Source organism: Acidovorax sp. GW460-11-11-14-LB4, assembly GCF_059423685.1.
Genome location: NZ_JBWKYJ010000004.1, coordinates 43,085 through 66,172, shown reverse-complemented (window position 1 = coordinate 66,172; position 23,088 = coordinate 43,085). Strand labels below are relative to the sequence as shown.

The following is a 23,088-nucleotide window of genomic DNA, read 5'->3' as shown; positions in this document are numbered from 1 at the left end:
CCGGGCCTCGTCCAGCCATGGGCTGAGCCCGGTTGTGCCACTCCCATCCCTTCAATGAAAGAGACAGCACCCATGCAGATCGAAACCCTGGCCGTCCACGCGGGCTACAGCCCCGACCCCACCACCAAGGCCGTGGCCGTGCCCATCTACCAGACGGTGGCCTACGCGTTTGACAGCGCCCAGCATGGCGCCGACCTGTTTGACTTGAAGGTGCCGGGCAACATCTACACCCGCATCATGAACCCCACCACCGACGTGCTCGAAAAGCGCGTCGCGGCGCTGGAAGGCGGCATTGCCGCGCTGGCCGTGGCCTCGGGCATGGCCGCCATCACCTACGCCATCCAGACCATTGCCGAGGCGGGCGACAACATCGTCTCGGCGAGCACGCTCTACGGCGGCACCTACAACCTCTTTGCCCACACGCTGCCGCAGCAGGGCATCACCACCCGCTTTGCCGACCCGCGCGACCCGGCCAGCTTTGCGCAGCACATCGATGCGCGCACCAAGGCGATCTTCATCGAGTCCATCGGCAACCCGTTGGGCAATGTGACCGACATCGCCGCGCTGGCCAAGGTGGCGCATGACCATGGCGTGCCGCTGATCGTGGACAACACGGTACCCAGCCCCTACCTGCTGCGCCCCATCGAGCATGGCGCGGACATCGTGGTGCACTCGCTCACCAAGTACCTGGGCGGCCACGGCAACAGCGTGGGCGGCGCGATTGTGGACAGCGGCAAGTTCCCGTGGGCGGAGCACAAGGCACGCTTCCCGCGCCTGAACGAGCCCGACGTGAGCTACCACGGCGTGGTCTACACCGAGGCGCTGGGCCCCGCCGCCTTCATCGGCCGTGCACGCGTGGTGCCACTGCGCAACACGGGTGCGGCGCTGGCGCCGCTCAATGCATTCCTCATCCTGCAAGGCATCGAAACCCTGGCGCTGCGCATGGACCGTATCTGCGACAACACGCTGGCCATTGCCCATTACCTGCAAAGCCACCCCAAGGTCGAATGGGTGCGCTACGCCGGTCTGCCCGACCACCCGGACCACGCGCTGGTGCAACGCCAGTCAGGCGGCAAGGCATCGGGCATCCTGAGCTTTGGCGTGAAGAACAGCGACGCCGATCCACGTGCGGCAGGTGCCCGTTTCCTCGACGCGCTGCAGCTCTTCACGCGCCTCGTGAACATTGGCGATGCAAAGTCGCTGGCCACCCACCCCGCGTCCACCACCCACCGCCAGCTGAATCCCGAAGAGCTGGCCAAGGCGGGCGTGAGCGAAAGCATGGTGCGCCTGTCGGTCGGCATCGAGCACATCGACGACCTGCGGGCGGACCTGGCCCAGGCACTCGACAAGGTGTGATGTGCGAATGGCCATGCGCCCCCACAGGCGCATGGCCAGGCACCTGTCACCGTACTTTTGAGGCTTTTTGCGTCCAAGCGCTAGTGGAATATGCGCCATCAGCTACATATTTGATAGCAAACAAGACCACGGCACGCAGCGACACCGTCATGCTGGCCCCAACGCGGCGGGTCGATGACGGCCAGCGCCGGGCGCTGGCCGCCTTCAGCCGATGTCGCGTGCCAGCCGGATGCCGGTGAACTGCCAGCGCGCCGTGGCCGGAAAGAAGTTGCGGTAGGTCAGCCGCTCGTGCCCTAGCGGCGTGGCACTGGACGAGCCCCGCAGCACGTACTGGTTGACCATGAACTTGCCGTTGTACTCACCCACGGCACCTTCGGCCACCCGGAAGCCGGGGTACGGCGCGTAGCTCGACTGCGTCCACTGCCAGGCAGCGCCCTGCCAATAGGCCATGCCGGCGGCACCCTGCGCGGCCGCATGCTCCCATTCGGCCTCGGTGGGCAGGCGCGCGCCCACCCAGCGCGCGTAGGCATCGGCCTCGTAGTACGACAAATGCACCACCGGCTGGTTGCCCTGCAGCGGTTGCAGGCCGGCCAGCGTGAACTGGTGCCAGGCCCCGTCGACGCGATGCCAGTACAGCGGCTGCTCCAGACCCTGCGCCGCCCGCCAGTCCCAGCCTTCGGCCAGCCAGAGCAGTGGGTTGCGGTAGCCGCCACCTTCCACAAACGCCAGATACTCGGCCTGCGTCACCAACCGCGAGGCCAGCGCGTAGGGATGCAGATACACACGATGGCGCGGGCCCTCGTTGTCAAAGGCAAAGCCGCTGCCAGCGTGGCCGATATCGGCCAGCCCCCCGTCAAAGGAATGCCACGCCAGTGTTTGGTCAGCCTCGGGCGCCACAGCGTCTGAAGGCTTGGCATAGGTAGGGAACAAGGGGTTGCAGGACAGCAGGTGCAGGATGTCGGTGAGTATCAGCTCCTGGTGCTGCTGCTCATGCTGCAGGCCCAGCTCGATCAGGCCACGCAGCGCAGCGTCGTGCGCCACAGTGGGCCACAGGCGCGCCATGCGGGCGTCCACGTCGGCCCGGTAGGCGAGCACCTCGTCCAGCGATGGCCGCGTGAGCAGCCCGCGCTGCGGACGCGGGTGCTTGGCGCCCACACCGTTGTAGTAGGAGTTGAACAGCACCCGGAACGCCGGTGCAAACGGCTGGAAACCTGGCTCGTGGGCTTCGAGCACAAAGGTCTCAAAGAACCAGGTGGTGTGGGCCAGGTGCCATTTGGTGGGACTGGCGTCGGGCATGGACTGCGCGGCGCAGTCCTCCGGCGACAGCGGAGCCGCCAGGGCCAGCGAGCGGCCGCGTACCGCGGTGTAGCGCGCCAGCAGCGTGTCAAATGCGGGGGATGTCACGGTCATGGCGGCCACCGATCAAGGACGGGCGTGGACCACCGCGAACCAGCCCTGCTCGTCCGTCCACGCCTGTGCCTGCGCAAAACCGGCGCGCGCAAGCATGTCGGTGAACACGGGCAACGGGTACTTGTAGCTGTTCTCGGTGTGGATGCGCTCGCCCTGGTCGAACCTGCGACCGCCGCCGGGCCAGCACACCTCGGTGGCAGAGGCAGCCTCCAGGTGCATTTCAATGCGCGACGCCTCGGTGTTGAAGAACGCACGGTGCCGCCACTGCGCCACGTCAAAGTCGCTGCCGATCAGGCGGTTCACATGCCTCAGCACATTGCGGTTGAACTCGGCGGTGACCCCAGCTGCATCGTCGTAGGCGGCTTCGAGCACCGCCACATCCTTGGGCAAATCGATGCCGATGAGCAGGCCGCCATCGTCGTCGATCAGATCGCGCATGTGGGCCAGCAGCTCCAGCGCGTGCGGCGGGTCAAAGTTGCCGATGGACGAGCCCGGGTAGAACACGAGGCGCCCGGTGCGGGGAATGTCGTCAGGCAGTGACACCCCCAGGGTCATGTCGCCCGCCAGCGCGCGGGCATCCAGCGCCGGGAAGTCGTCGCGCAGCCCTTGCACCGCCTGCTCCAGAAAATCCGCCGAAATGTCCACGCCCACAAAACAGGCCGGCTGCACCAGGCGGCACAGGGTGCGGGCCTTCTGGCAGTTGCCCGCGCCCAGTTCGATCAGGGTGCGGCCTGCGCCCACGGCGCCCGCGATGCTGTCTGCATGTGTCTGCATCAGCGCCATTTCGGTGCGTGTGGGGTAGTACTCCGGCAGGCGTGTAATGGCTTCAAACAGCTGCGAGCCATGCTGGTCGTAGAAATACTTGGGGGAGATGCGTGCGGGCCGCTGGGTCAGTCCGCGGGTGATGTCGGAATAGCGAGGCAGGAGCATGGGTCGTCAGGACGTTGGGGCGGCAGCGCCGCCGGGTGGTCAAAAGCAGAGGCACCTGGAGCGCCCACATTGCGGCACGCCCCACACGCTCCCCTGCCCCATTGTGCGTTGCCTCGCTGACTGCCGTGTGTAGGCCATTTCCGCACCCACAAAAAAAGGGCTGGCGCAGGCGCCAGCCCTTCAGACCCTTGGAGAACTTTTATTGTCAGGAACGCAGGGCCCGCCTGGGGCCCTGTGCCCTTAGAAGCGCCAGCCCAGACCCACGCCCACCAGAACGGGGTCCACCTTGAAGGTGCCCAGCTTGGCACCGCCTGCGCTCACGTCGGTCTTGATGAAAACCTTCTTCACGTCGAAGTTGAGGTACAGGTTCTTGGCCAGCGGGATGTCCACACCCACTTGCAGCGCGGGGCCGAAGCTGTTGCGGTCAATGCTCACACCCGCAGGCAGGTTCACGCTCGAGAAACGCGTGTAGTTCAGGCCTGCGCCCACATAGGGCTTGAAGCCGGGGGCATCAAAGTGGTACTGCGCCAGCAGTGTGGGGGGCAGGTGCTTGAGCGTGCCAATGGCTGCGCCGCCAGCGCTGAGCGTGTGCTTCTGGGGCACGGTCAGGATCAGCTCGGCCGCGATGTTCTTGTTGAAGAAGTAGGTCACATCCACTTCAGGGATGGTCTTGTTGTTGACCGACAGGCCCAGCGGGGTGCTGTCCTTGTTGGCGCTGTCCAGGTGCACCGCGCGTGCACGGACCATCCAGGGGCCTTCAGCCTGTTGCGCCAGGGCAGCGCCAGAAGAGAGGGCACAGAGAACGGCGACAGCCAGCAGGTTCTTTTTCATGGTATTTCGCATCGGTTGGACGGGGACGACCCCCGTGCATGCATTGAACCGCTGCGGCCACGACCCGGCCTTGCCTTACCTCAAGCCCTCGGTAGTAACCCTTAGACCTAGATCAAGGAATACCCACTATCAAGCTGTGGACTTGCCCCGCAGGCGCTGAACCAGGGACCACCCGGCCAGTACCAAGCCACCCGCCACGATGCCCACCACGGCATTCAGCAGGTTGGGCACCAGCACCGCCCACAGCCCGCCCACGGGCCATTGCGCCGCTGCCGTGCCTGCGGCCTCAACCGCATGGTGCAACGCAGGCACGCCGTGCACCAGAATGCCACCGCCCACCAGAAACATCGCCGCAGTGCCCGCAATGGACAGCCCCTTCATCAGCGAGGGTGCTGCGCGCAGGATGCCCGATCCCAGGGCACGCGCGGCGCTGCTGGCCTTGTTGTTGAGCCACAGGCCCAGGTCGTCCAGCTTGACGATACCCGCCACCAGCCCATAGACACCGATGGTCATGATGACGGCGATGCCCGACAGCACCGTGAGCTGCTGCACGAAGGGCGCAGCGGCCACCGTGCCCAGCGTGATCGCAATGATTTCGGCCGACAGGATGAAGTCCGTGCGCACGGCGCCCTTGATCTTGTCCTTTTCAAAGGCCACGAGATCCACCGCCGGATTGGCATTGGCCTTGGCGTGGCTCTCATGCTCGGCCTCATCCTCATGTTGGGCGTGCAGCAGCTTGTGCGCGACCTTCTCAAAGCCCTCAAAGCACAAGAATGCGCCCCCCACCATCAGCAGCGGCGTCACGGCCCACGGCGCAAAGGCGCTGATCAGCAGCGCAGCGGGCACCAGGATGACCTTGTTGATGAACGAGCCCTTGGCCACCGCCCACACCACCGGAATCTCGCGCTCAGCGCGCACCCCAGTCACCTGCTGGGCGTTGAGCGCCAGGTCGTCCCCCAGCACGCCCGCCGTCTTCTGTGCAGCCACCTTGGTCATCACCGACACATCGTCGGCCATGGCAGCGCTCTTCTTGGCCGCCACCTTGGTCATCAAGGCCACATCGTCGAGGATGGTGGCGATATCGTCGAGCAAAGCAAGCAGGCTGCCAGCGGCCATGGGAAGTCCTTGGGATGAGTCGCAAAAAAATGCGGCGAACAAGCCGCCGGTGTGCGCCGCACTATAGCAACGCACAGGCAACCGCCGCGCAAGCCCCATCGTCGTGCAGCGGCCATGCGATTTGCAGATAGCCCCACACCGCCTGCGGGCATGCCTGCCCAGCCACAAGGCGCATACTCGCGCCCTCATCCACTATGGGGCCTTCTGCGGGCTTCACCGCCCCGCCATGCCCGGCTACCTGACCAAGCAAGAAGACATCGCCATCACCGGCGCGGCAGACCTGATCATCCAGTCGCTGCTGGACAAGCAGCAGTTTGCCGACCCGCTGGGCGCCGCCGAGGCGCTGGGTATCTCATCGGCCGCCTGGCCCCTCTTCGGCCTGTTGTGGCCGTCGGGCGCGCAGCTGGCCCAGCGCATGGCCAGCCGCCCCCTGCTGGCGGGCGAACGTGTGCTGGAGATCGGCTGCGGACTGGGTCTGGCCAGCCTGGTGTGCCACCGGCGCGGTATCGATGTCACCGCCAGCGACTGCCATCCTCTGGCCCAACAGTTTCTGCAGGAAAACGCGCGCTTGAACGGCCTGTCACCCGTGAAGTACCGCACGGGTCAATGGGGCTCGGACGCGCCAGCACCGGCCAACGCGGTGCAAGGCCAGTTCGACCTCATCATCGGCAGCGATGTGCTGTACGAACGCGACGCTCGTGCGTCCCTGGCCACCTTTCTGGACCACCACGCAGGCGACGGCGCGCAGATCTGGATCGTGGACCCGAACAGGGGCAACCGCTCCACCTTCCATAAGCAGATGGCTGTGCACCGTTTCGATGTGATCGAAGAGCGACTGGACCACCCCGCCCTGGCCGATGTGCCGGCGTACAAAGGGCGGCTGCTGATGTACCAGCGCACCTTAACAGCGGCCTGAACACGACTTTGAAGGGTTGGCCCGGCGCGATAGCGCCACCATCAGACCGCCGAGCCCGCGCACCCTAAGCGCCAGGGCTGCCGAGCAAGGGCCGCCCCGCAGCGAGGGCTGCGTCCCTCTTCCCGATTCGCGCAGCGAATCGAGAGAAGGGGGAAGCGGCGCAGCCGCTCAGGGGGATGCCCCTTGCTACCCCACCCACTTGCGCGCGTTGCGCCAGATGCGCATCCAGCCGCTGTACTGCGCCTTGTCTTCGCTGGTCCAGCTCATCTGCACGTTGCGGAACACGCGCTCGGGGTGCGGCATCATGGCCGTGAAGCGGCCATCCTGCGTGGTCACTGCCGTCAGGCCACCCGCGCTGCCGTTGGGGTTGAATGGGTACTGCTCCGTCGCGCGGCCATGGTTGTCCACGTAGCGCATGGCGGCGATGGCCTTGTCGGCATTGCCCCGGTACTTGAAGTTGGCATAGCCCTCGCCGTGTGCCACCGCAATCGGCAGGCGGCTGCCTGCCATGCCTTGCAGGAACAGGCTGGGGGATTCGAGCACTTCCACCAGCGACAGGCGGGCCTCGAAGCGCTCGCTCTGGTTGGTGGTGAAGCGCGGCCAGTCTTGCGCGCCGGGGATGATGTCGGCCAGCTCAGCAAACATCTGGCAGCCATTGCACACGCCCAGGCCGAACGTGTCGGTGCGACCGAAGAAGCCCTGGAACTGTGCGGCCAACACCGGGTTGAAGGTGATGGACCGCGCCCATCCAATGCCCGCGCCCAGCGTGTCGCCATAGCTGAAGCCGCCGCAGGCCACCACGCCCTTAAAGTCTTCGAGCTTGACGCGGCCAGTCTGCAGGTCGGTCATGTGCACGTCATACGCCTCGAAGCCTGCCTCGGTGAAGGCGTAGGCCATCTCGATGTGCGAGTTCACGCCCTGCTCGCGCAGGATCGCAACCTTGGGTTTGGCCAGGTTGAGGTACGGCGCGGCCACGTTGTCGGCCGCGTCGAACGTCAGGTGCACGTGCAGGCCCGGGTCGGCGGGCTCGCCCGCTGCAGCGTGCTCGGCATCGGCGTTGGCGGGGTTGTCGCGCTGCTGGCAGATCTTCCAGCTCACCGCATCCCACACCTGGTGCAGGTCGGCCAGCGAGGCACTGAACACGGCCTTGGCATCGCGCCAGACCTGGAGTTCGCCCTTGCCTGCATCGATGGACGACGAGGCGGGACGCGTCTTGCCAATGAAGTGGCTGAACTTGGACAGGCCATGCTCGCGCAAGGTCTGCATCACGTCATTGCGCTCGCTGGTCTTGACCTGCAGCACCACGCCCAGTTCTTCATTGAACAGAGCTTTGAGCGTGAGTTCTTCGCGGCGCGCACTGACCTGGCCCGACCAGTTCTTGGCATCGCCCACTTCGGCGCGGCTGTCGCTGATACCGTCGCCTTCGGTCACGAGCAGATCGACGTTGAGCGACACGCCCACATGACCCGCAAAGGCCATTTCTGCCACTGCAGCCAGCAGACCACCGTCGCTGCGGTCGTGGTACGCAAGGATGCGGCCCTGGGCGCGCAGTGCGTTCACGGCGTTGACCAAGTTGACCAAGTCTTTGGGGTCGTCCACATCGGGCACCACGTTGCCGCTTTGCTCCAGCGTCTGGCCCAGGATGCTGCCGCCCATGCGGTTCTGGCCCTTGCCCAGGTCGATCAGCACCAGCGTGGTATCGGCCTCGGTGGCGTTAAGCTGGGGAGTGAGCGTACCGCGCACGTCGGACAGCGAAGCAAAGGCGCTCACGATCAGGCTGACGGGCGAGGTGACTTTCTTCTTGTCGGAACCTTCATTCCACTGCGTGCGCATGGACAGACTGTCCTTGCCCACGGGAATGGACACGCCCAGCGCGGGGCACAGTTCCATGCCCACGGCCTTCACGGTTTCGTAGAGCGCAGCGTCTTCGCCGGGCTCGCCGCAGGCGGCCATCCAGTTGGCCGACAGCTTCACACGCGGCAGCTCAATGGGCGCAGCCAGCAGATTGGTAATGGCCTCGGCCACGGCCATGCGGCCCGACGCAGGCGCGTTGATGGCGGCCAGCGGCGTGCGCTCGCCCATGCTCATCGCCTCACCCGCAAAGCCCTTGTAATCGGCCAACGTTACCGCGCAATCGGCTACAGGCACCTGCCAGGGGCCGACCATCTGGTCGCGGTGGGAGAGGCCACCCACGGTGCGGTCGCCGATGGTGATGAGGAAGCGCTTGGACGCCACCGTGGGATGGGCCAGCACGTCGATCACGGCCTTTTGCAGCGGCACGCCGGTGAGGTCCATGGGAGCGAATTCGCGCACCACGGTCTTCACGTCACGGTGCATCTTGGGCGGCTTGCCCAGCAGCACGTTCATGGGCATGTCCACGGGCAGCTTCTGGTCGTCGGCCGTGGCGGCGGGGTCGTGCAGCACCAACTGGCGTTCTTCGGTGGCGGTGCCGATCACGGCGAACGGGCAGCGTTCGCGCTCGCAGAAGGCCTTGAACTGTTCCAGCGACTCGGGCGCAATCGCCAGCACGTAACGCTCTTGCGATTCGTTGCTCCAGATTTCCTTGGGAGCCATGCCAGATTCTTCGAGCTGCACGGCGCGCAGGTCAAAGCGTGCGCCACGGCCTGCGTCGTTGGTCAGCTCGGGGAAGGCGTTGGACAAGCCGCCCGCGCCCACATCATGGATGGCCAGGATGGGGTTGGCTGTGCCCTGCGCCCAGCAGTGGTTGATGACCTCTTGAGCACGGCGCTCGATCTCGGGGTTGCCGCGCTGCACGGAGTCAAAGTCCAGCTCAGCCGCGTTGGTACCGGTGGCCATGGAGCTGGCGGCGCTGCCGCCCATGCCGATGCGCATGCCGGGGCCGCCCAGCTGGATCAGCAGCGAGCCTGCAGGGAATTCGATCTTCTTCGTCAGCTCGGCATCGATCACGCCCACGCCGCCCGCGATCATGATGGGCTTGTGGTAGCCGCGTTGCACGCCGCCCACGTTCTGCTCGTACTCGCGGAAGTAACCGTTGAGGTTGGGACGGCCGAACTCGTTGTTGAACGCCGCGCCGCCCAAGGGGCCTTCGACCATGATCTGCAACGGGCTGGCAATGTGCTCAGGCTTGCCCACGGTGCTGCCCCAGAGCTTGGACACAGTGAAGCCCGTCAGGCCCGCCTTGGGCTTGGAGCCCCGGCCCGTGGCGCCTTCGTCGCGGATCTCGCCGCCGGCGCCGGTCGATGCACCGGGAAACGGCGAGATGGCCGTGGGGTGGTTGTGCGTTTCCACCTTCATCAGCACATGCTGGGTAATGCTACTTTTTTGATAGCTACCAGCGCTTGATTCACTAGCGCCAGCGGCCATTTTGGCCACAAAACGCTCTACCTGATGGCCTTCCATGACCGAGGCGTTATCCGAATACGCGATCACCGTGTGCTGGGGCGCCAGCTGGTGCGTGTTGCGGATCATGCCGAACAGGCTCTTGCTCTGCGCCACGCCGTCGATGGTGAACTCGGCGTTGAAGATCTTGTGGCGGCAGTGTTCGCTGTTGGCCTGCGCGAACATCATCAGTTCCACGTCGGTGGGGTTGCGCTTCAGGCCCGTGAAGGCAGTCACGAGGTAGTCGATTTCATCGTCGGCCAGGGCCAGGCCGAAGCGGGTGTTGGCCGCTTCGAGTGCAGCGCGACCACCGGCCAGCACATCCACATGCTCCATGGGCGCGGGCTGCAGTTCGGTGAACAGGGCGGCTGCTGCGCTCCGGTCGGCCACCACCGATTCGGTCATGCGGTCGTGCAGCAGGGCCGCGATCTGGCCCAGTTGCTCGGCCGTCAGCTCGGGCGTCTTGCCCAGCAGGCCGGATTTCAGGCTGATGCGGTACTCGGTGATGCGCTCGACACGGCGGATGGCGATGCCGCAATTGCGCGCAATGTCGGTGGCCTTGGAGGCCCAGGGCGACAGCGTGCCCAGGCGGGGCGTGACGATGAGCGCGGCGCCGTCTTCAGGGCCCGCGTAGGGGTCGCCGTAGGTCAGCAGCGCGGCCAGGCGTTCTTGTTCTGCAGGAGTGGGGGCCGCATCGGTGGCGACCAGGTGCACGAAACGCGCTGCAATGCCACTGATCTTGGGGTGGATCGCCTCCAGGGCGGGTTGAAGTTGCTGGGCGCGGAAGGAGCTGAGGGCGTTGCCGCCCGCCAGCGTGGTCATGTGCAAGGTCACGGTAGCGGCCTGTTGGGGGGTGTCAGGGGTAGAGGGTGGCTCCGGGCGCCAGCGTGCAACCAGCACCGGAGCCCTCCATTTTACCGGGCATGGCCGGGCCGCCTGCGCAGCCGGGGGGCCAATGGGATAATTGCGCCATGAGCATCACCATCAAAAGCGCCGAGGACATCGAGGGCATGCGCCTGGCCTGCCGTCTGGCCTCCGAAGTGCTGGACTACATCACACCGCACATCAAGCCCGGCATCACCACCAAAGAAATCGATCGCCTGGGCGCCGAATGCATGGCCCAGCAGGGCACCATCTCGGCCACCGTGGGCTACCAGCCACCGGGCTACCCGCCCTACCCGGCTTCGCTGTGCACCTCGGTCAACCATGTGGTGTGCCACGGCATCCCCAACGACAAGCCGCTCAAGAAGGGCGACATCGTCAATGTGGACGTGACCGTGATCACCAAGGACGGCTGGTACGGCGACAACAGCCGTATGTTCCTGATCGGCGAATGCTCGATCGCCGCCAAGCGCCTGTCAGCGCTGACGTTTGAAGCCATGTGGCATGGCATCGTGCAGGTCAAGCCAGGCGCGCGGCTGGGGGATATCGGCCACGCGATCCAGAAGTTTGCCGAAGGGCACGGCTTCTCGGTGGTGCGCGAGTTCTGCGGCCACGGCATTGGCCAAAAGTTCCACGAAGAACCCCAGGTGCTGCACTATGGCAAGCCCGGCACGCTCGAAGAACTGGTACCCGGCATGGTGTTCACCATCGAGCCCATGATCAATGCCGGCCGCCGCGAAGTGAAGGAATTTGGCAACGACGGCTGGACCATCGTGACCAAGGACCACAGCCTGTCGGCCCAGTGGGAGCACACGGTACTGGTCACGCCCACGGGGTACGAGGTGATGACGCTGTCAGCGGGTTCGCCCCCATTGCCGTCCTTTGTGACAGCCACCAAGACCTGAGGCGAGCGCCGGGCCGCCGGTTCCCGCGCAAAAAGGCAGCTGCTTGCACAACACAACTCTTGCATGGCTTTTTCATGGCCTCCCACGATACTTACCGACCATGACTGAACTCCATGCCCTGCGCGACGCCTACCGCAGCGACAAGGCCGCGCTGCTGGCGGCCATGCAATCCACCGGCGCATCGACACGCGGCATCCGTGTGCTGCTGCGCAAGCTGTCGTCGCTGGCGGGCAACCTGCTGCAGACCCTGTGGCAGCGTGCTGAGCTGCCCGACGATATGGCCCTGGTGGCCGTCGGTGGATTTGGGCGCGACCAGTTGTTCCCCTATTCCGATGTCGATGTCCTGCTGCTGCTGCCCGACGGCACGGCGCCCGAGGCCGGCAGTGCCTTGCGCACGAAGCTGGAAGGCTTCATCGGTAGCTGCTGGGACACGGGCCTGGAGATCGGATCGAGCGTGCGCACGGTGGCCGAATGCCTTGCCGAAAGCGCGGGCGATGTCACCGTGCAGACCTCGCTGCTCGAATCGCGGCTGGTGTGCGGCAGCGCCGCGCTGTTTGCAGAATTCCAGCGCCAGTACCGCGCGCAGATGAACCCCCAGGCGTTTCTGGTCGCCAAGACCCTGGAGATGCGCCAGCGCCACACCAAATACGAGAACACGCCCTATTCGCTGGAGCCCAACTGCAAGGAGTCGCCCGGCGGGCTGCGGGACCTGCAGATGATCCTGTGGGTGTCGCAGGCTGCCGGGCTGGGCAGCAACTGGAAGGAACTGGCCACCAGTGGCCTGGCCACGGCCTTTGAAGTGCGCCAGATCGAGCGCAACGAGGCGCTGCTGTGCCTGATCCGCGCCCGTCTGCATGCGGCTGCCGGGCGGCACGAAGACCGGCTGGTGTTCGACTTGCAGACCGCCGTGGCCGAGTCGTTCGGCTACCGCTCGCAAGCACCCGATGGTTCGCGCCTGCCCATGCGGGCCAGCGAAAGTCTGATGCGTCGGTACTACTGGGCAGCGAAGGCCGTGTCGCAACTCAGCCAGATCCTGCTGCTCAACATTGAAGAGCGCCTGAACCCATCGACCCATGAGCCGCGTCCGATCAACGAACGGTTCTTTGAGAAGGCGGGTCTTATCGAGGTGGCCAGCGACGACCTTTACACCCGCGACCCGCACGCGATCCTGGAGACCTTCCTGCTCTACCAGACCACGGTCGGGCTCAAGGACCTGTCGGCGCGCACGTTGCGTGCGCTGTACAACGCACGCGGCGTGATGGACAGCGCCTTCCGTCGAGACCCGGTCAACCGCGATGCCTTCATGCGCATCCTGCAGCAGCCCTCGGGCATCACGCACGCCATGCGGTTGATGAACCAGACCTCGGTGCTGGGGCGCTATCTGTGGCCGTTCCGTCGCATCGTGGGGCAGATGCAGCATGACCTGTTCCACGTCTACACGGTGGACCAGCACATCCTGATGGTGCTGCGTAATGTGCGCCGCTTCTTCATGGCGGAACATGCGCACGAATACCCGTTTTGCTCGCAACTGGCGGGAGGGTGGGACAAGCCGTGGATTCTTTACGTGGCCGCGCTGTTCCACGACATTGGCAAGGGACGCGGTGGCGACCACTCGCAAATCGGCGCTGAAGAAGTGCGGCGCTTTTGCCGCCAGCATGGCGTGGACCGCGAAGATGGCCGGCTCATCGAGTTTCTGGTGCGTGAGCACCTGACCATGAGCACTGTGGCGCAAAAGCAGGACCTGAGCGACCCCGATGTGATTGCTGCCTTTGCACGCCGCGTGGGCAATGAACGCAACCTCACGGCCATGTACCTGCTCACGGTGGCGGACATCCGTGGCACCAGCCCCAAGGTCTGGAATGCCTGGAAAGGCAAGCTGCTGGAAGACTTGTACCGCGCCACGCTGCGCACCCTGGGTGGCCGCGCACCCGATGCTGCTGCCGAAATCGAAGCCCGCAAGCGCGAGGCGCTGGTGCTGCTGGCGCTCAACGCCCTGCCCTTTGAAGCGCACAAGACGCTATGGGCCACGCTGGACGTGAGCTATTTCATGCGCCACGACGCTGCTGACATTGCCTGGCACACACGCCACCTGTCGCGCCATGTAGGCACGGCCAAGCCCGTGGTGCGCGCCCGCCAGTCGCTGGCGGGTGATGGGCTGCAGGTGATGGTCTACGCCGCCGACCAGGCCGACCTGTTTGCACGCATCTGCGGCTACTTCGACCGTGTGGGTTTCAGCATCCTCGATGCGCGGGTGCACACCGCCAACAACGGCTATGCGCTGGACACCTTTCAGGTCGTGGCCTCTTCGGCATCGGAGCAGCCAGGGCACTACCGCGAGCTGACCCACATGGTCGAGAGCGACCTGATGCGCGTGATCGAGGAAGGCGGCCCTTTGCCAGAACCCACCCGCAAGCGGGTGTCACGCCGGGTCAAGAGCTTTCCGGTAGCGCCCCGGGTGACCTTGCGCCCCGACGAAAAGGCGCAGCGCTGGCTGCTGGCTATCTCGGCCAGCGACCGTGCCGGTCTGCTCTATCTCGTGGCTCGCATCCTGGCGCAGCATCACCTGAGCGTGCAACTGGCCAAGGTCAGTACCCTGGGCGAGCGGGTGGAAGACACTTTTCTCATCCAGGGCCCAGAGCTGCAAAACAACGCCCGCCAGATCCAGATCGAAACCGAGCTGCTGCAGGAACTGTCGTCCTGACCGCGCAGGGATAGGCCCAGGAGAGGATCCCTATCAGTCGTCTTCGGTGGCACTGATCTCCGGGAACAGCACCTCGGTAAAACCGAACTGCGTGAAATCACGCACCCGCATGGGATACAGCTTGCCGATCAGGTGGTCGCATTCGTGCTGTACGACACGCGCATGGAAGCCCTCTACCGTGCGGTCAATGGGGTCGCCGTACAAATCGAAGCCTGTGTAGCGGATGCGCGACCAGCGGGGCACCTTGCCGCGCAAACCGGGCACGGAGAGGCAACCCTCCCAGTCTTCCTCTTCTTCCACCCCCAGGGGCGTGATCACCGGGTTGAGCAGTACGGTGGGCGGCACAAGCGGCCGATCCGGATAGCGCGGATTGCGGTCGTTGGAACCAAAGATCACCAGTTGCAGGTCTACCCCAATCTGCGGCGCGGCAAGGCCGGCTCCGTTCACGGAGGCCATGGTCTCGAACATATCCCGCACCAGCTGATGCAACTCGTCAGTGTCGAACGCAGTGACAGGCTGCGCAACGCGCAGCAGGCGGGGGTCGCCCATTTTCAAAATGGTGTGGATGGTCATGAAATATGAGACAGGCTTGGAGACAAGGCACAGACTGCCAAATTGGCAGCAGGGTGCCCAGCATATCGCGCCATACGGCTTCAGGTTGGCGCGTGGGTTTGCGAACCGATGCAGTCAGTTTTGTGGATTCGGCACAATTTTTGTGTATATAATCTAAGTCTTGTTCCTCGATAGCTCAGTCGGTAGAGCGCCGGACTGTTAATCCGTAGGTCCCTGGTTCGAGCCCAGGTCGAGGAGCCAATCTGAAAAAGCCCCACACTTTCTGAGTGTGGGGCTTTTTTGTTGGCCGCCCCCACCACGCAGCGTGCCAGCGCGTGCCAGACAATAGTGCCTTTGCGACACACACCCGCATGCCCCCGCAACTACCCTGGCTCGAACCTGACGACCCCCTTCCCGCCCCGACCCTTGCGTGGGGAGAGGGCGACCCTGCGCCGGGACTGCTGGCCGCAGGTGGTGCACTGGATGTGAACAGCCTCCGTGCCGCGTATGCGCAGGGTACCTTTCCCTGGTATGGCCCCGGGCAACCCATCCTGTGGTGGGCACCCGATCCGCGCATGGTGCTGCCAATGTCGGAATTTCGGCTGCATCGATCACTGAACAAACGGCTGCAGGCGTTTCGCAGACAGGCGCATTGCGAAATACGCGTCGATAGCGCATTCCAGGACGTCATCACGGCTTGTGCCACCAAGGAACGCGAGGGCCAGGCTGGAACCTGGATCGTGCCGGAGATGGTGAACGCCTACACTGATTTACACCGAGCAGGCCATGCCCACAGCGTGGAAACCTGGGTGGACAACCAACTCATAGGGGGCCTGTACTGCGTGGCACTGGGTCGTGCGGTGTTCGGAGAATCCATGTTTGCCCATGCGACCGACGCCTCCAAGATCGCTCTTGCAGCCTTGGTCTGCCTGTGCCGCCGCCATGGCATCACCTTGATTGACTGCCAGCAGAATACGCAGCACCTGACCTCCCTGGGCGGCCGGGAAATACCCCGCGCCGATTTCCTGGTACATGTGGACAAAGCGCGACAACAGCCTGCCATCCCCTGGAGATTTGAGCCCGTATACTGGAACGAGCTGCTGCCACCCAAGATCGATCCGGCATGACGCAACTCAATGACCTTCCACTGCAGACCCTGCAGTTTTACGCGACAGCCCCCTACCCCTGCAGTTACCTGCCGGACCGTCAGGCACGATCGCAGGTCGCCACTCCCAGCCATCTGATCCAGAGCGATCTCTATTCCGATCTCGTAACCAAAGGGTTTCGCCGCAGTGGCATGTTCACCTACCGCCCCTATTGCGACGGATGCCAGGCGTGTACACCGCTGCGGGTCCTGGTCAACGAATTCAAGCCTGATCGCAGCCAAAGACGCGCGGCAACACGCCACGGCCAACTGCAGGCCCGGGTGCTACGGCTGTGTTTTGTGCCCGAACATTACCAGCTGTACCTGCGCTACCAGAACGGCCGCCATGCAGGCGGTGGCATGGACCATGACAGCATCGACCAGTACACACAGTTTCTGCTGCAAAGCAGGGTGAACTCAAGACTGGTGGAGTTCCGCGAGACCGACGCATCAGGCGAACCCGGTGCGCTCAAGATGGTCTCCATTCTTGACGTGCTCGATGACGGCCTGTCTGCCGTGTATACGTTTTACGAACCCGAGCCCCATTGCAGCTACGGCACCTACAACGTCATGTGGCAAATTGCGCAAGCCCATGCACTGGGCCTGCCCCATGTCTACCTGGGGTACTGGATAGAAACCAGCCCCAAGATGAACTACAAGGCACGCTTTGTGCCCCATGAAATCCGTACCGATGGGCTATGGCACCGGGTCGCAGACACCGGCCACGCGAGCACCTGAATACGCGTTAACATTTCACAAGATAAAATGTGGCGGCCTTCGCACCATAGCCGCTCATGAAAAAAACCGATTCCAGCATCCCTCTCAAACCCAGCGTTCAGGTGCTTGAGCGCATGTTCACTCTGATCGATGTTCTGGCTTCTCGTGAAGAGGCGATTTCCCTCAAGGAAATCAGCGAAAAGACTGGGCTGCACCCCTCTACGACTCACCGCATCCTGAACGACCTGACCATTGGACGGTTTGTGGACCGCCCCGAATCGGGCAGCTACCGGCTCGGCATGCGACTGCTGGAGCTGGGCAACCTGGTGAAGGCACGCCTGAGCGTTCGTGATGCGGCGCTGACCCCCATGCGCAGTCTGCACAAGCTGATCCAGCAGCCCGTGAACCTGAGCATGCGCCAGGGCGACGAGATTGTGTATGTGGAGCGTGCCTACAGTGAGCGGTCGGGCATGCAGGTCGTGCGCGCCATTGGCGGCAGGGCGCCACTGCACCTGACCTCTACAGGAAAGCTCTTCCTCGCACTGGATGACCCCCAGCGCGTTCGTGCCTATGCCACCCGCACCGGTCTTGCAGGCCACACCCGGAACAGCATCACCCAGCTGCCCGTGCTGGAGCGGGAACTGGCAAAGGCCCGGCAATACGGCATTGCCCGCGATAACGAAGAGCTTGAGTTGGGCGTGCGCTGTATGGCAGCCGGTGTGTATGACGACCAGGGAAAACTGGTAGCAGGCCTGTCCATTTCTGCCCCCGCTGATAGACTGGATGAAGGCTGGCTGCCCAAGCTGCAAGCAACGGCGAACGAAATTTCACTGGCCCTGGGTCATACACCAAGTACCGACGCCAGTCACAACCCAATCACCAACCAACGCACCGAATTGCGCTGATATTCTGCATCCACACCCCATTTGCCAATGGCGCCATGGGCGGGGCCGCAGTGGCGTATTGAGGCATCGAGGCAAGCGCTGCACGGTGTGCGTGGGACACGCGCAGCAAGCCTCCGGCATGGTCTTGCCAGCTCATCGCATCCCAACCCACTCAAGACAAGAGATGCCCGCTGACCCTGTTTACCCAAGACCGTTTGCGAGGCCGGACTCGCACTACAAAAGAAAACGCCTGACAGGACCAGCCTGCCAGGCGCATGTGGGACAGATGTCTACGTATCAGCCGTTGTTGCTCCGTACCGCCTGTAATGGTGCGGCCAACGAAGGATTGGACTCCACCCAGCGGCGCACCCGCTCGGCATCGCCCAGTCGGCTGAATTTACCTGCAGAGTCCAGGAACACCATGATCAATTTGCGTCCCGCCACCTGGGCTTGCATCACCAAGCAACGACCTGCCTCGGAGATATAACCGGTCTTCTGCAGACCGATGTCCCAGGTAGGATTTTTCACGAGACCATTGGTATTGTTGTACTGAAGCGTCTTATGCCCCACCGCCACTTCATAGCCGGGGGAAGTGGACAGCTCGCGCAACAGAGGATCTCCATGCGCCACACCCACCAAGGTCGCAAGATCGCGGGCACTAGATTGGTTACGGCTGGACAGACCCGTGGGCTCCACATAGTGAGTATCATTCATGCCCAGTGACTTGGCCTTGGCGTTCATTTGCGTCACAAAGACCTCCAACCCACCCGGGTAAGTACGACCCAGTGCATGGGCGGCCCGGTTCTCGCTGGACATCAGCGCCAAGTGCAGCATCTCGCCACGCGTCAGCGTGGTACCCACGGTCAAACGCGACCGACTCCCCTTTTCGGTGTCTACATCGTCCTGCGTGATGGTGACAGGTTCGTCCATGGGCAACTTGGCCTGCGAAATCAGCATACCCGTCATGAGCTTGGTCAGCGAGGCGATGGGAAGCACAGCCTGATCGTTCTTGCGGAGCAACACCTCATGGGTGTCTTGGTCCACCACCAGCGCTACGCTGGACTTGAGGTCCAGCGGATCATTGACCTCGTGCAAGCCCGCCATCTGGCCGAAAGAGGGCTTGGCTGGAACAAACGCCACCTTGGTAGGTGCTTTGGCAGTCCGGGCAGCGACGCGCGTGGGCTTGATGCTGGCGGCCACCTTGCGTGGTGCCACGGCACGCTTCGCGTTGCTTGCGCTGACCTGCTGTTTTTTGACCCCTGGCTTTTTGACATCTGCCGCGTGCACAGAGGGCGAAATGAGGGCAGCGCTCACGAGCGCGAAACCCATCCACTGGAAAAATCGATTCACTGCAGCGTTGCGGCGATGGTGCATCAAAGTGCTCCAAACGGTAAGAATTATTGAGCAGTGTACAGAATCAAAAAAAGTCGCGCAAGATCAATACCTTGCGCGACTTTCCGAGAAAGTGAGTGAATTATAAATTGATCAGTCAACCTTGTGCGGCCACCCGATCGGCTTTACTTTGTAACTTGTTCAAAGCGCTAAGGTAGGCCTTCGCCGACGCCACGACGATGTCTGGGTCCGCGCCCACCCCATTCACCACACGCCCGCTGTTCTGCAACCGCACCGTGACCTCGCCCTGGCTCTCGGTAGAGCCACTGATGGCATTGACGGAATACAACACCATTTCGGCGCCACTCTTCACATGCGATTCGATGGCCTTGAGCGAGGCGTCGACGGGACCGTTGCCCTCGGCCTCGCCGCGCACTTCTTGCCCATCCACCGTGAACACAATACGTGCACGGGGCTGCTCACCGGTTTCGCTTTGCTGGAACAACGATACGAACCCGTATTGCTCTTTTTCAGCAGTCACGCTCTCGTCGCTCACCAGTGCCAAGATATCTTCGTCAAAGATCTCGCTCTTGCGATCAGCCAATTCCTTGAAGCGCGTGAAAGCGGTGTTGACTTCGGTTTCGCTATCCAGGCTGACACCCAGTTCCTGCAAGCGCTGTTTAAAGGCGTTACGACCACTGAGCTTACCCAGCACGATCTTGTTGGCGCTCCAGCCCACATCTTCCGCCCGCATGATCTCGTAGGTATCGCGTGCCTTGAGCACGCCATCCTGGTGGATACCGCTGGCATGAGCAAATGCGTTGGCACCCACCACGGCCTTGTTGGGCTGCACCACAAAACCAGTGGTCTGGCTGACCATGCGGCTGGCTGCGACTATGTGCTGGGTATCAATCCCCAGTTCAAGACCAAAGTAGTCACGGCGGGTCTTGACTGCCATCACCACCTCTTCGAGGGAGCAGTTACCGGCGCGCTCACCCAGACCGTTGATGGTGCATTCGACCTGCCGCGCACCACCAATCTTCACACCGGCGAGCGAGTTGGCCACCGCCATGCCCAGATCATTGTGGCAATGCACCGACCAGATCGCCTTGTCGCTATTGGGGATGCGCTCGCGCAGTGTCTTGATGAAGTTGCCGTACAACTCCGGAACGGCATAGCCCACGGTATCGGGCACGTTGATGGTGGTGGCACCTTCTGCAATCACGGCTTCCAGCACGCGGCACAAAAAGTCGGGGTCGCTGCGGTAGCCGTCCTCAGGGCTGAACTCGATGTCACCTACCAGGTTGCGGGCGAAACGGACCGACTGTTTGGCCTGCTCCAGCACTTGGTCAGGCGTCATCCGCAGCTTTTTCTCCATGTGCAACGCCGAAGTGGCAATGAAGGTGTGAATACGGGCACTCGCCGCGCCCTTGAGGGCCTCGGCAGCGCGTGAAATATCACGATCATTGGCCCGAGACAGGGAACAGATGGTGGACTCCTTGATGGCGTTGGCAATCGCCTGCACGGCTTCAAAGTCGCCATTGGAGCTGGCTGCAAAACCGGCCTCAATCACATCCACCTTCAGACGCTCAAGCTGGCGGGCAATGCGCAGCTTCTCGTCCTTGGTCATCGAGGCGCCGGGAGACTGCTCCCCATCGCGCAAGGTGGTATCGAAAATGATCAGTTTGTCAGCCATGTTGTTCTCCTGGTATCAGTGGGTGGGGCCCCGCAACGTAGAAATCTGGCGCCCAAAACAAAAGGCCCGTCGCGGGTGCAAACGGGCCTCTGTGGAAAAGTGTGCGCGTGCGCCTACTGTCTCCGCCCGTGGGGAGGTAGCAGTAGCGCCAGAGCAAACAAATTCATATGCCGCAATGTAGCACAACTGGCCGGAAATCACGGTCATCACTTGTGCAGACCGCGCTCGTCAGGTTCGTCGGTAGAGGTGCTGATCACGCTGCTGTGCTGCCCTTTGGCCTTGCGCCAGGCATACACGCCATAACCACTCAGGCCATAGAACACGAACACACCAAACAGCACGATAGGGGGGTGAATGTTGATGACAGCGATGCCCAGCGCGATGAGCACGATGGCAGCAAAAGGCACGCTCTTTTTCATCTGCACATCCTTGAAGCTGTAGAACGGCACATTGGTCACCATGGTGAGCCCTGCATACAGCGTGAAGGAGAACATGATCCAGGTCACCTGGCTCCATGTCAGCCAGTGGTCTTCGCCGGGACGCACGCCCAGCTCGGTCATCAGCCAGATAAACCCTGCCACCAAGGCCGCAGCGGCTGGTGAAGGCAGCCCCTGGAAATAGCGCTTGTCCACAACGCCCGTATTCACGTTAAAGCGCGCCAGGCGAAGCGCCGCACAGGCACAGTACACAAACGCAGCAATCCAGCCCCAGCGGCCCAGACCCTGCAGGGACCACTCATAGGCAATCAGGGCAGGCGCAGCACCAAAGGACACCATGTCGGACAACGAGTCCATCTGCTCGCCAAACGCACTCTGGGTATTGGTCATGCGGGCCACGCGCCCGTCCAGGCTGTCGAGCACCATCGCGCAGAAGACGCCCACCGCCGCCTGATCAAACCGGCCATTCATGGCCATGACGATGGAGTAAAAGCCCCCAAACAGCGCCGCCAGCGTGAACAGATTGGGCAGGATGTAGATGCCTTTGCGCCTTTTGCGCACCATCACACCGGGGTTCTCGGTGGACTCATTGCCGTCATGCATCAAACAGACCTCCAGCGCTTGCAAATATTGCACAAGCAGCTATTAAATTTATAGTATTAAACCATTTCCCGCAGGAATGCCGACTGCCAAGCGCGCAAAAGGCGAAGGCCGCAGTGTAGCGCCTGCACACCGTGCCGCCCGCCAATGAAAAAGGCCACCGAAGTGGCCTTTTGACGCTTCAGAAACGAAACATCAGTTGCGGGTCTGGTCGACCAGCTTGTTCTTGGCGATCCAGGGCATCATGGCGCGCAGCTGGCTGCCCACCTTCTCGATGCTGTGGTCGGCCGTGTTGCGGCGGCGGGCTGTCATCGATGGGTAGTTCAGGCGGCCTTCCTGGATGAACATCTTGGCGTAGTCACCGTTCTGGATGCGCTTGAGGGCATTGCGCATGGCAGCGCGCGACTGCTCATTGATCACTTCAGGGCCGGTCACGTACTCGCCGTATTCGGCGTTGTTCGAGATCGAGTAGTTCATGTTGGCGATGCCGCCTTCGTAGATCAGGTCCACGATGAGCTTGAGCTCGTGCAGGCATTCGAAGTAAGCCATTTCGGGGGCATAACCAGCTTCGACCAGGGTTTCATAACCCATCTTGATCAACTCGACGGCACCGCCACACAGCACGGCCTGTTCGCCGAACAGGTCGGTTTCGGTTTCTTCCTTGAAGTTGGTCTCGATGATGCCGGCCTTGCCGCCGCCGTTGGCTGCTGCGTAGGAGAGCGCCAGATCACGGGCCTTGCCGGACTTGTCCTGGTGCACGGCCACCAGGTGGGGCACGCCGCCGCCCTGGGTATAGGTGTTGCGCACGGTGTGGCCGGGGGCCTTAGGGGCGACCATCCACACGTCCAAGTCGGCGCGGGGCACGACCTGGTTGTAGTGCACGTTGAAACCGTGGGCAAAGGCCAGCGAAGCGCCTTGCTTGATGTTGGGTTCGACGTTGTTCTTGTACACGGCTGCGATGTCTTCATCGGGCAGCAGGATCATGACCACGTCAGCGGCCTTCACGGCGTCGTTGACTTCCAGCACGTTCAGGCCGGCCTTGCCAACCTTGTCCCACGAGGCACCGCCCTTGCGCAGGCCGACCACGACCTTCACGCCACTGTCGTTCAGGTTTTGTGCGTGGGCATGGCCCTGCGAGCCGTAGCCGATGATGGCCACGGTCTTGCCTTTGATCAGGCTCAGGTCGGTGTCTTTGTCGTAGAAAACTTTCATGGGTCGCTCCGGTTGAAATACGTTGTTGGGGTTGAAAAATAAACAGTCGATTGTCTTACATCGGATTTGGATTCGGCCGGATGGCTAGGCGGGGAGCTGCAGACAGT

At 63.0% G+C, this 23,088-nt stretch carries 17 protein-coding genes and 1 tRNA gene; 8 read left to right on the top strand and 10 right to left on the bottom strand.

Features of this window, described 5'->3' with window-relative positions:
- Window positions 1-72: 72 nt before the first annotated feature.
- The gene (locus AC07X4_RS03405) at window positions 73-1,356 is read left to right on the top strand and encodes an O-acetylhomoserine aminocarboxypropyltransferase/cysteine synthase family protein (RefSeq protein WP_494739232.1); all 1,284 of its coding nucleotides are present in this window, start codon (window positions 73-75) and stop codon (window positions 1,354-1,356) included.
- Window positions 1,357-1,560: 204 nt separating this feature from the next.
- Here the strand turns inward: AC07X4_RS03405 and egtB are convergent, their stop codons facing one another.
- From egtB to AC07X4_RS03385, 4 genes are all read right to left on the bottom strand, one after another.
- Entirely contained in the window at window positions 1,561-2,766 is a 1,206-nt protein-coding gene (egtB, locus tag AC07X4_RS03400; RefSeq protein WP_494739231.1) for an ergothioneine biosynthesis protein EgtB, read from the bottom strand.
- A 12-nt stretch (window positions 2,767-2,778) separates the two neighbouring features.
- Window positions 2,779-3,696: an L-histidine N(alpha)-methyltransferase gene (gene egtD / locus AC07X4_RS03395; protein WP_494739230.1), complete on the bottom strand. Its 918-nt coding sequence runs from the start codon at window positions 3,694-3,696 to the stop codon at window positions 2,779-2,781.
- 240 nt (window positions 3,697-3,936) lie between these two features.
- Entirely contained in the window at window positions 3,937-4,527 is a 591-nt protein-coding gene (locus AC07X4_RS03390; RefSeq protein WP_015013729.1) for an OmpW/AlkL family protein, read from the bottom strand.
- Between the two features lie 129 nt (window positions 4,528-4,656).
- On the bottom strand, window positions 4,657-5,643 hold the full coding sequence (locus AC07X4_RS03385) for a DUF808 domain-containing protein (protein ID WP_494739229.1): 987 nt from the start codon (window positions 5,641-5,643) through the stop codon (window positions 4,657-4,659).
- Between the two features lie 226 nt (window positions 5,644-5,869).
- Between AC07X4_RS03385 and AC07X4_RS03380 the strand changes: the two genes are divergently transcribed.
- Complete coding sequence (locus AC07X4_RS03380) at window positions 5,870-6,559, top strand: class I SAM-dependent methyltransferase (protein ID WP_116749566.1); 690 nt, start codon at window positions 5,870-5,872, stop codon at window positions 6,557-6,559.
- Window positions 6,560-6,745: 186 nt separating this feature from the next.
- Here the strand turns inward: AC07X4_RS03380 and purL are convergent, their stop codons facing one another.
- Complete coding sequence (gene purL, locus AC07X4_RS03375) at window positions 6,746-10,753, bottom strand: phosphoribosylformylglycinamidine synthase (RefSeq protein ID WP_494739228.1); 4,008 nt, start codon at window positions 10,751-10,753, stop codon at window positions 6,746-6,748.
- A gap of 137 nt (window positions 10,754-10,890) precedes the next feature.
- Between purL and map the strand changes: the two genes are divergently transcribed.
- Window positions 10,891-11,706 (top strand): type I methionyl aminopeptidase, encoded by an 816-nt coding sequence (gene map, locus AC07X4_RS03370; RefSeq protein WP_056067376.1) that lies wholly within the window; start codon window positions 10,891-10,893, stop codon window positions 11,704-11,706.
- A gap of 100 nt (window positions 11,707-11,806) precedes the next feature.
- Complete coding sequence (locus AC07X4_RS03365; protein WP_494739227.1) at window positions 11,807-14,407, top strand: [protein-PII] uridylyltransferase; 2,601 nt, start codon at window positions 11,807-11,809, stop codon at window positions 14,405-14,407.
- 33 nt (window positions 14,408-14,440) lie between these two features.
- Here the strand turns inward: AC07X4_RS03365 and def are convergent, their stop codons facing one another.
- On the bottom strand, window positions 14,441-14,980 hold the full coding sequence (gene def / locus AC07X4_RS03360) for a peptide deformylase (protein ID WP_116749563.1): 540 nt from the start codon (window positions 14,978-14,980) through the stop codon (window positions 14,441-14,443).
- 164 nt (window positions 14,981-15,144) lie between these two features.
- On the opposite strand from def, the gene AC07X4_RS03355 reads away from it, so the two are divergent.
- The 4 genes from AC07X4_RS03355 (at window position 15,145) to AC07X4_RS03340 (ending at window position 17,725) form a co-directional block, all read left to right on the top strand.
- Window positions 15,145-15,220, top strand: a tRNA-Asn gene (locus AC07X4_RS03355).
- A gap of 110 nt (window positions 15,221-15,330) precedes the next feature.
- Window positions 15,331-16,086, top strand: coding sequence for a leucyl/phenylalanyl-tRNA--protein transferase (aat, locus tag AC07X4_RS03350; RefSeq protein WP_494739226.1), 756 nt, complete (start codon window positions 15,331-15,333; stop codon window positions 16,084-16,086).
- On the top strand, window positions 16,083-16,841 hold the full coding sequence (locus AC07X4_RS03345) for an arginyltransferase (protein WP_056744184.1): 759 nt from the start codon (window positions 16,083-16,085) through the stop codon (window positions 16,839-16,841). Before aat ends, AC07X4_RS03345 begins: the two co-directional genes overlap by 4 nt.
- A 56-nt stretch (window positions 16,842-16,897) precedes the next feature.
- Complete coding sequence (locus AC07X4_RS03340) at window positions 16,898-17,725, top strand: IclR family transcriptional regulator (RefSeq protein ID WP_116749561.1); 828 nt, start codon at window positions 16,898-16,900, stop codon at window positions 17,723-17,725.
- A gap of 276 nt (window positions 17,726-18,001) precedes the next feature.
- Here AC07X4_RS03340 and pbpG read toward each other — a convergent pair whose 3' ends face one another.
- From pbpG to ilvC, 4 genes are all read right to left on the bottom strand, one after another.
- A complete protein-coding gene (gene pbpG, locus AC07X4_RS03335) occupies window positions 18,002-19,078 on the bottom strand; it encodes a D-alanyl-D-alanine endopeptidase (protein ID WP_056067362.1) in 1,077 nt (358 codons plus the stop codon).
- Window positions 19,079-19,193: 115 nt separating this feature from the next.
- On the bottom strand, window positions 19,194-20,732 hold the full coding sequence (locus AC07X4_RS03330; protein ID WP_056067361.1) for a 2-isopropylmalate synthase: 1,539 nt from the start codon (window positions 20,730-20,732) through the stop codon (window positions 19,194-19,196).
- A gap of 206 nt (window positions 20,733-20,938) precedes the next feature.
- Window positions 20,939-21,772, bottom strand: a complete 834-nt coding sequence (pssA, locus tag AC07X4_RS03325; protein WP_056067359.1) for a CDP-diacylglycerol--serine O-phosphatidyltransferase — start codon at window positions 21,770-21,772, stop codon at window positions 20,939-20,941.
- A gap of 192 nt (window positions 21,773-21,964) precedes the next feature.
- A complete protein-coding gene (gene ilvC, locus AC07X4_RS03320; protein ID WP_056638514.1) occupies window positions 21,965-22,981 on the bottom strand; it encodes a ketol-acid reductoisomerase in 1,017 nt (338 codons plus the stop codon).
- Window positions 22,982-23,088 lie beyond the last annotated feature (107 nt).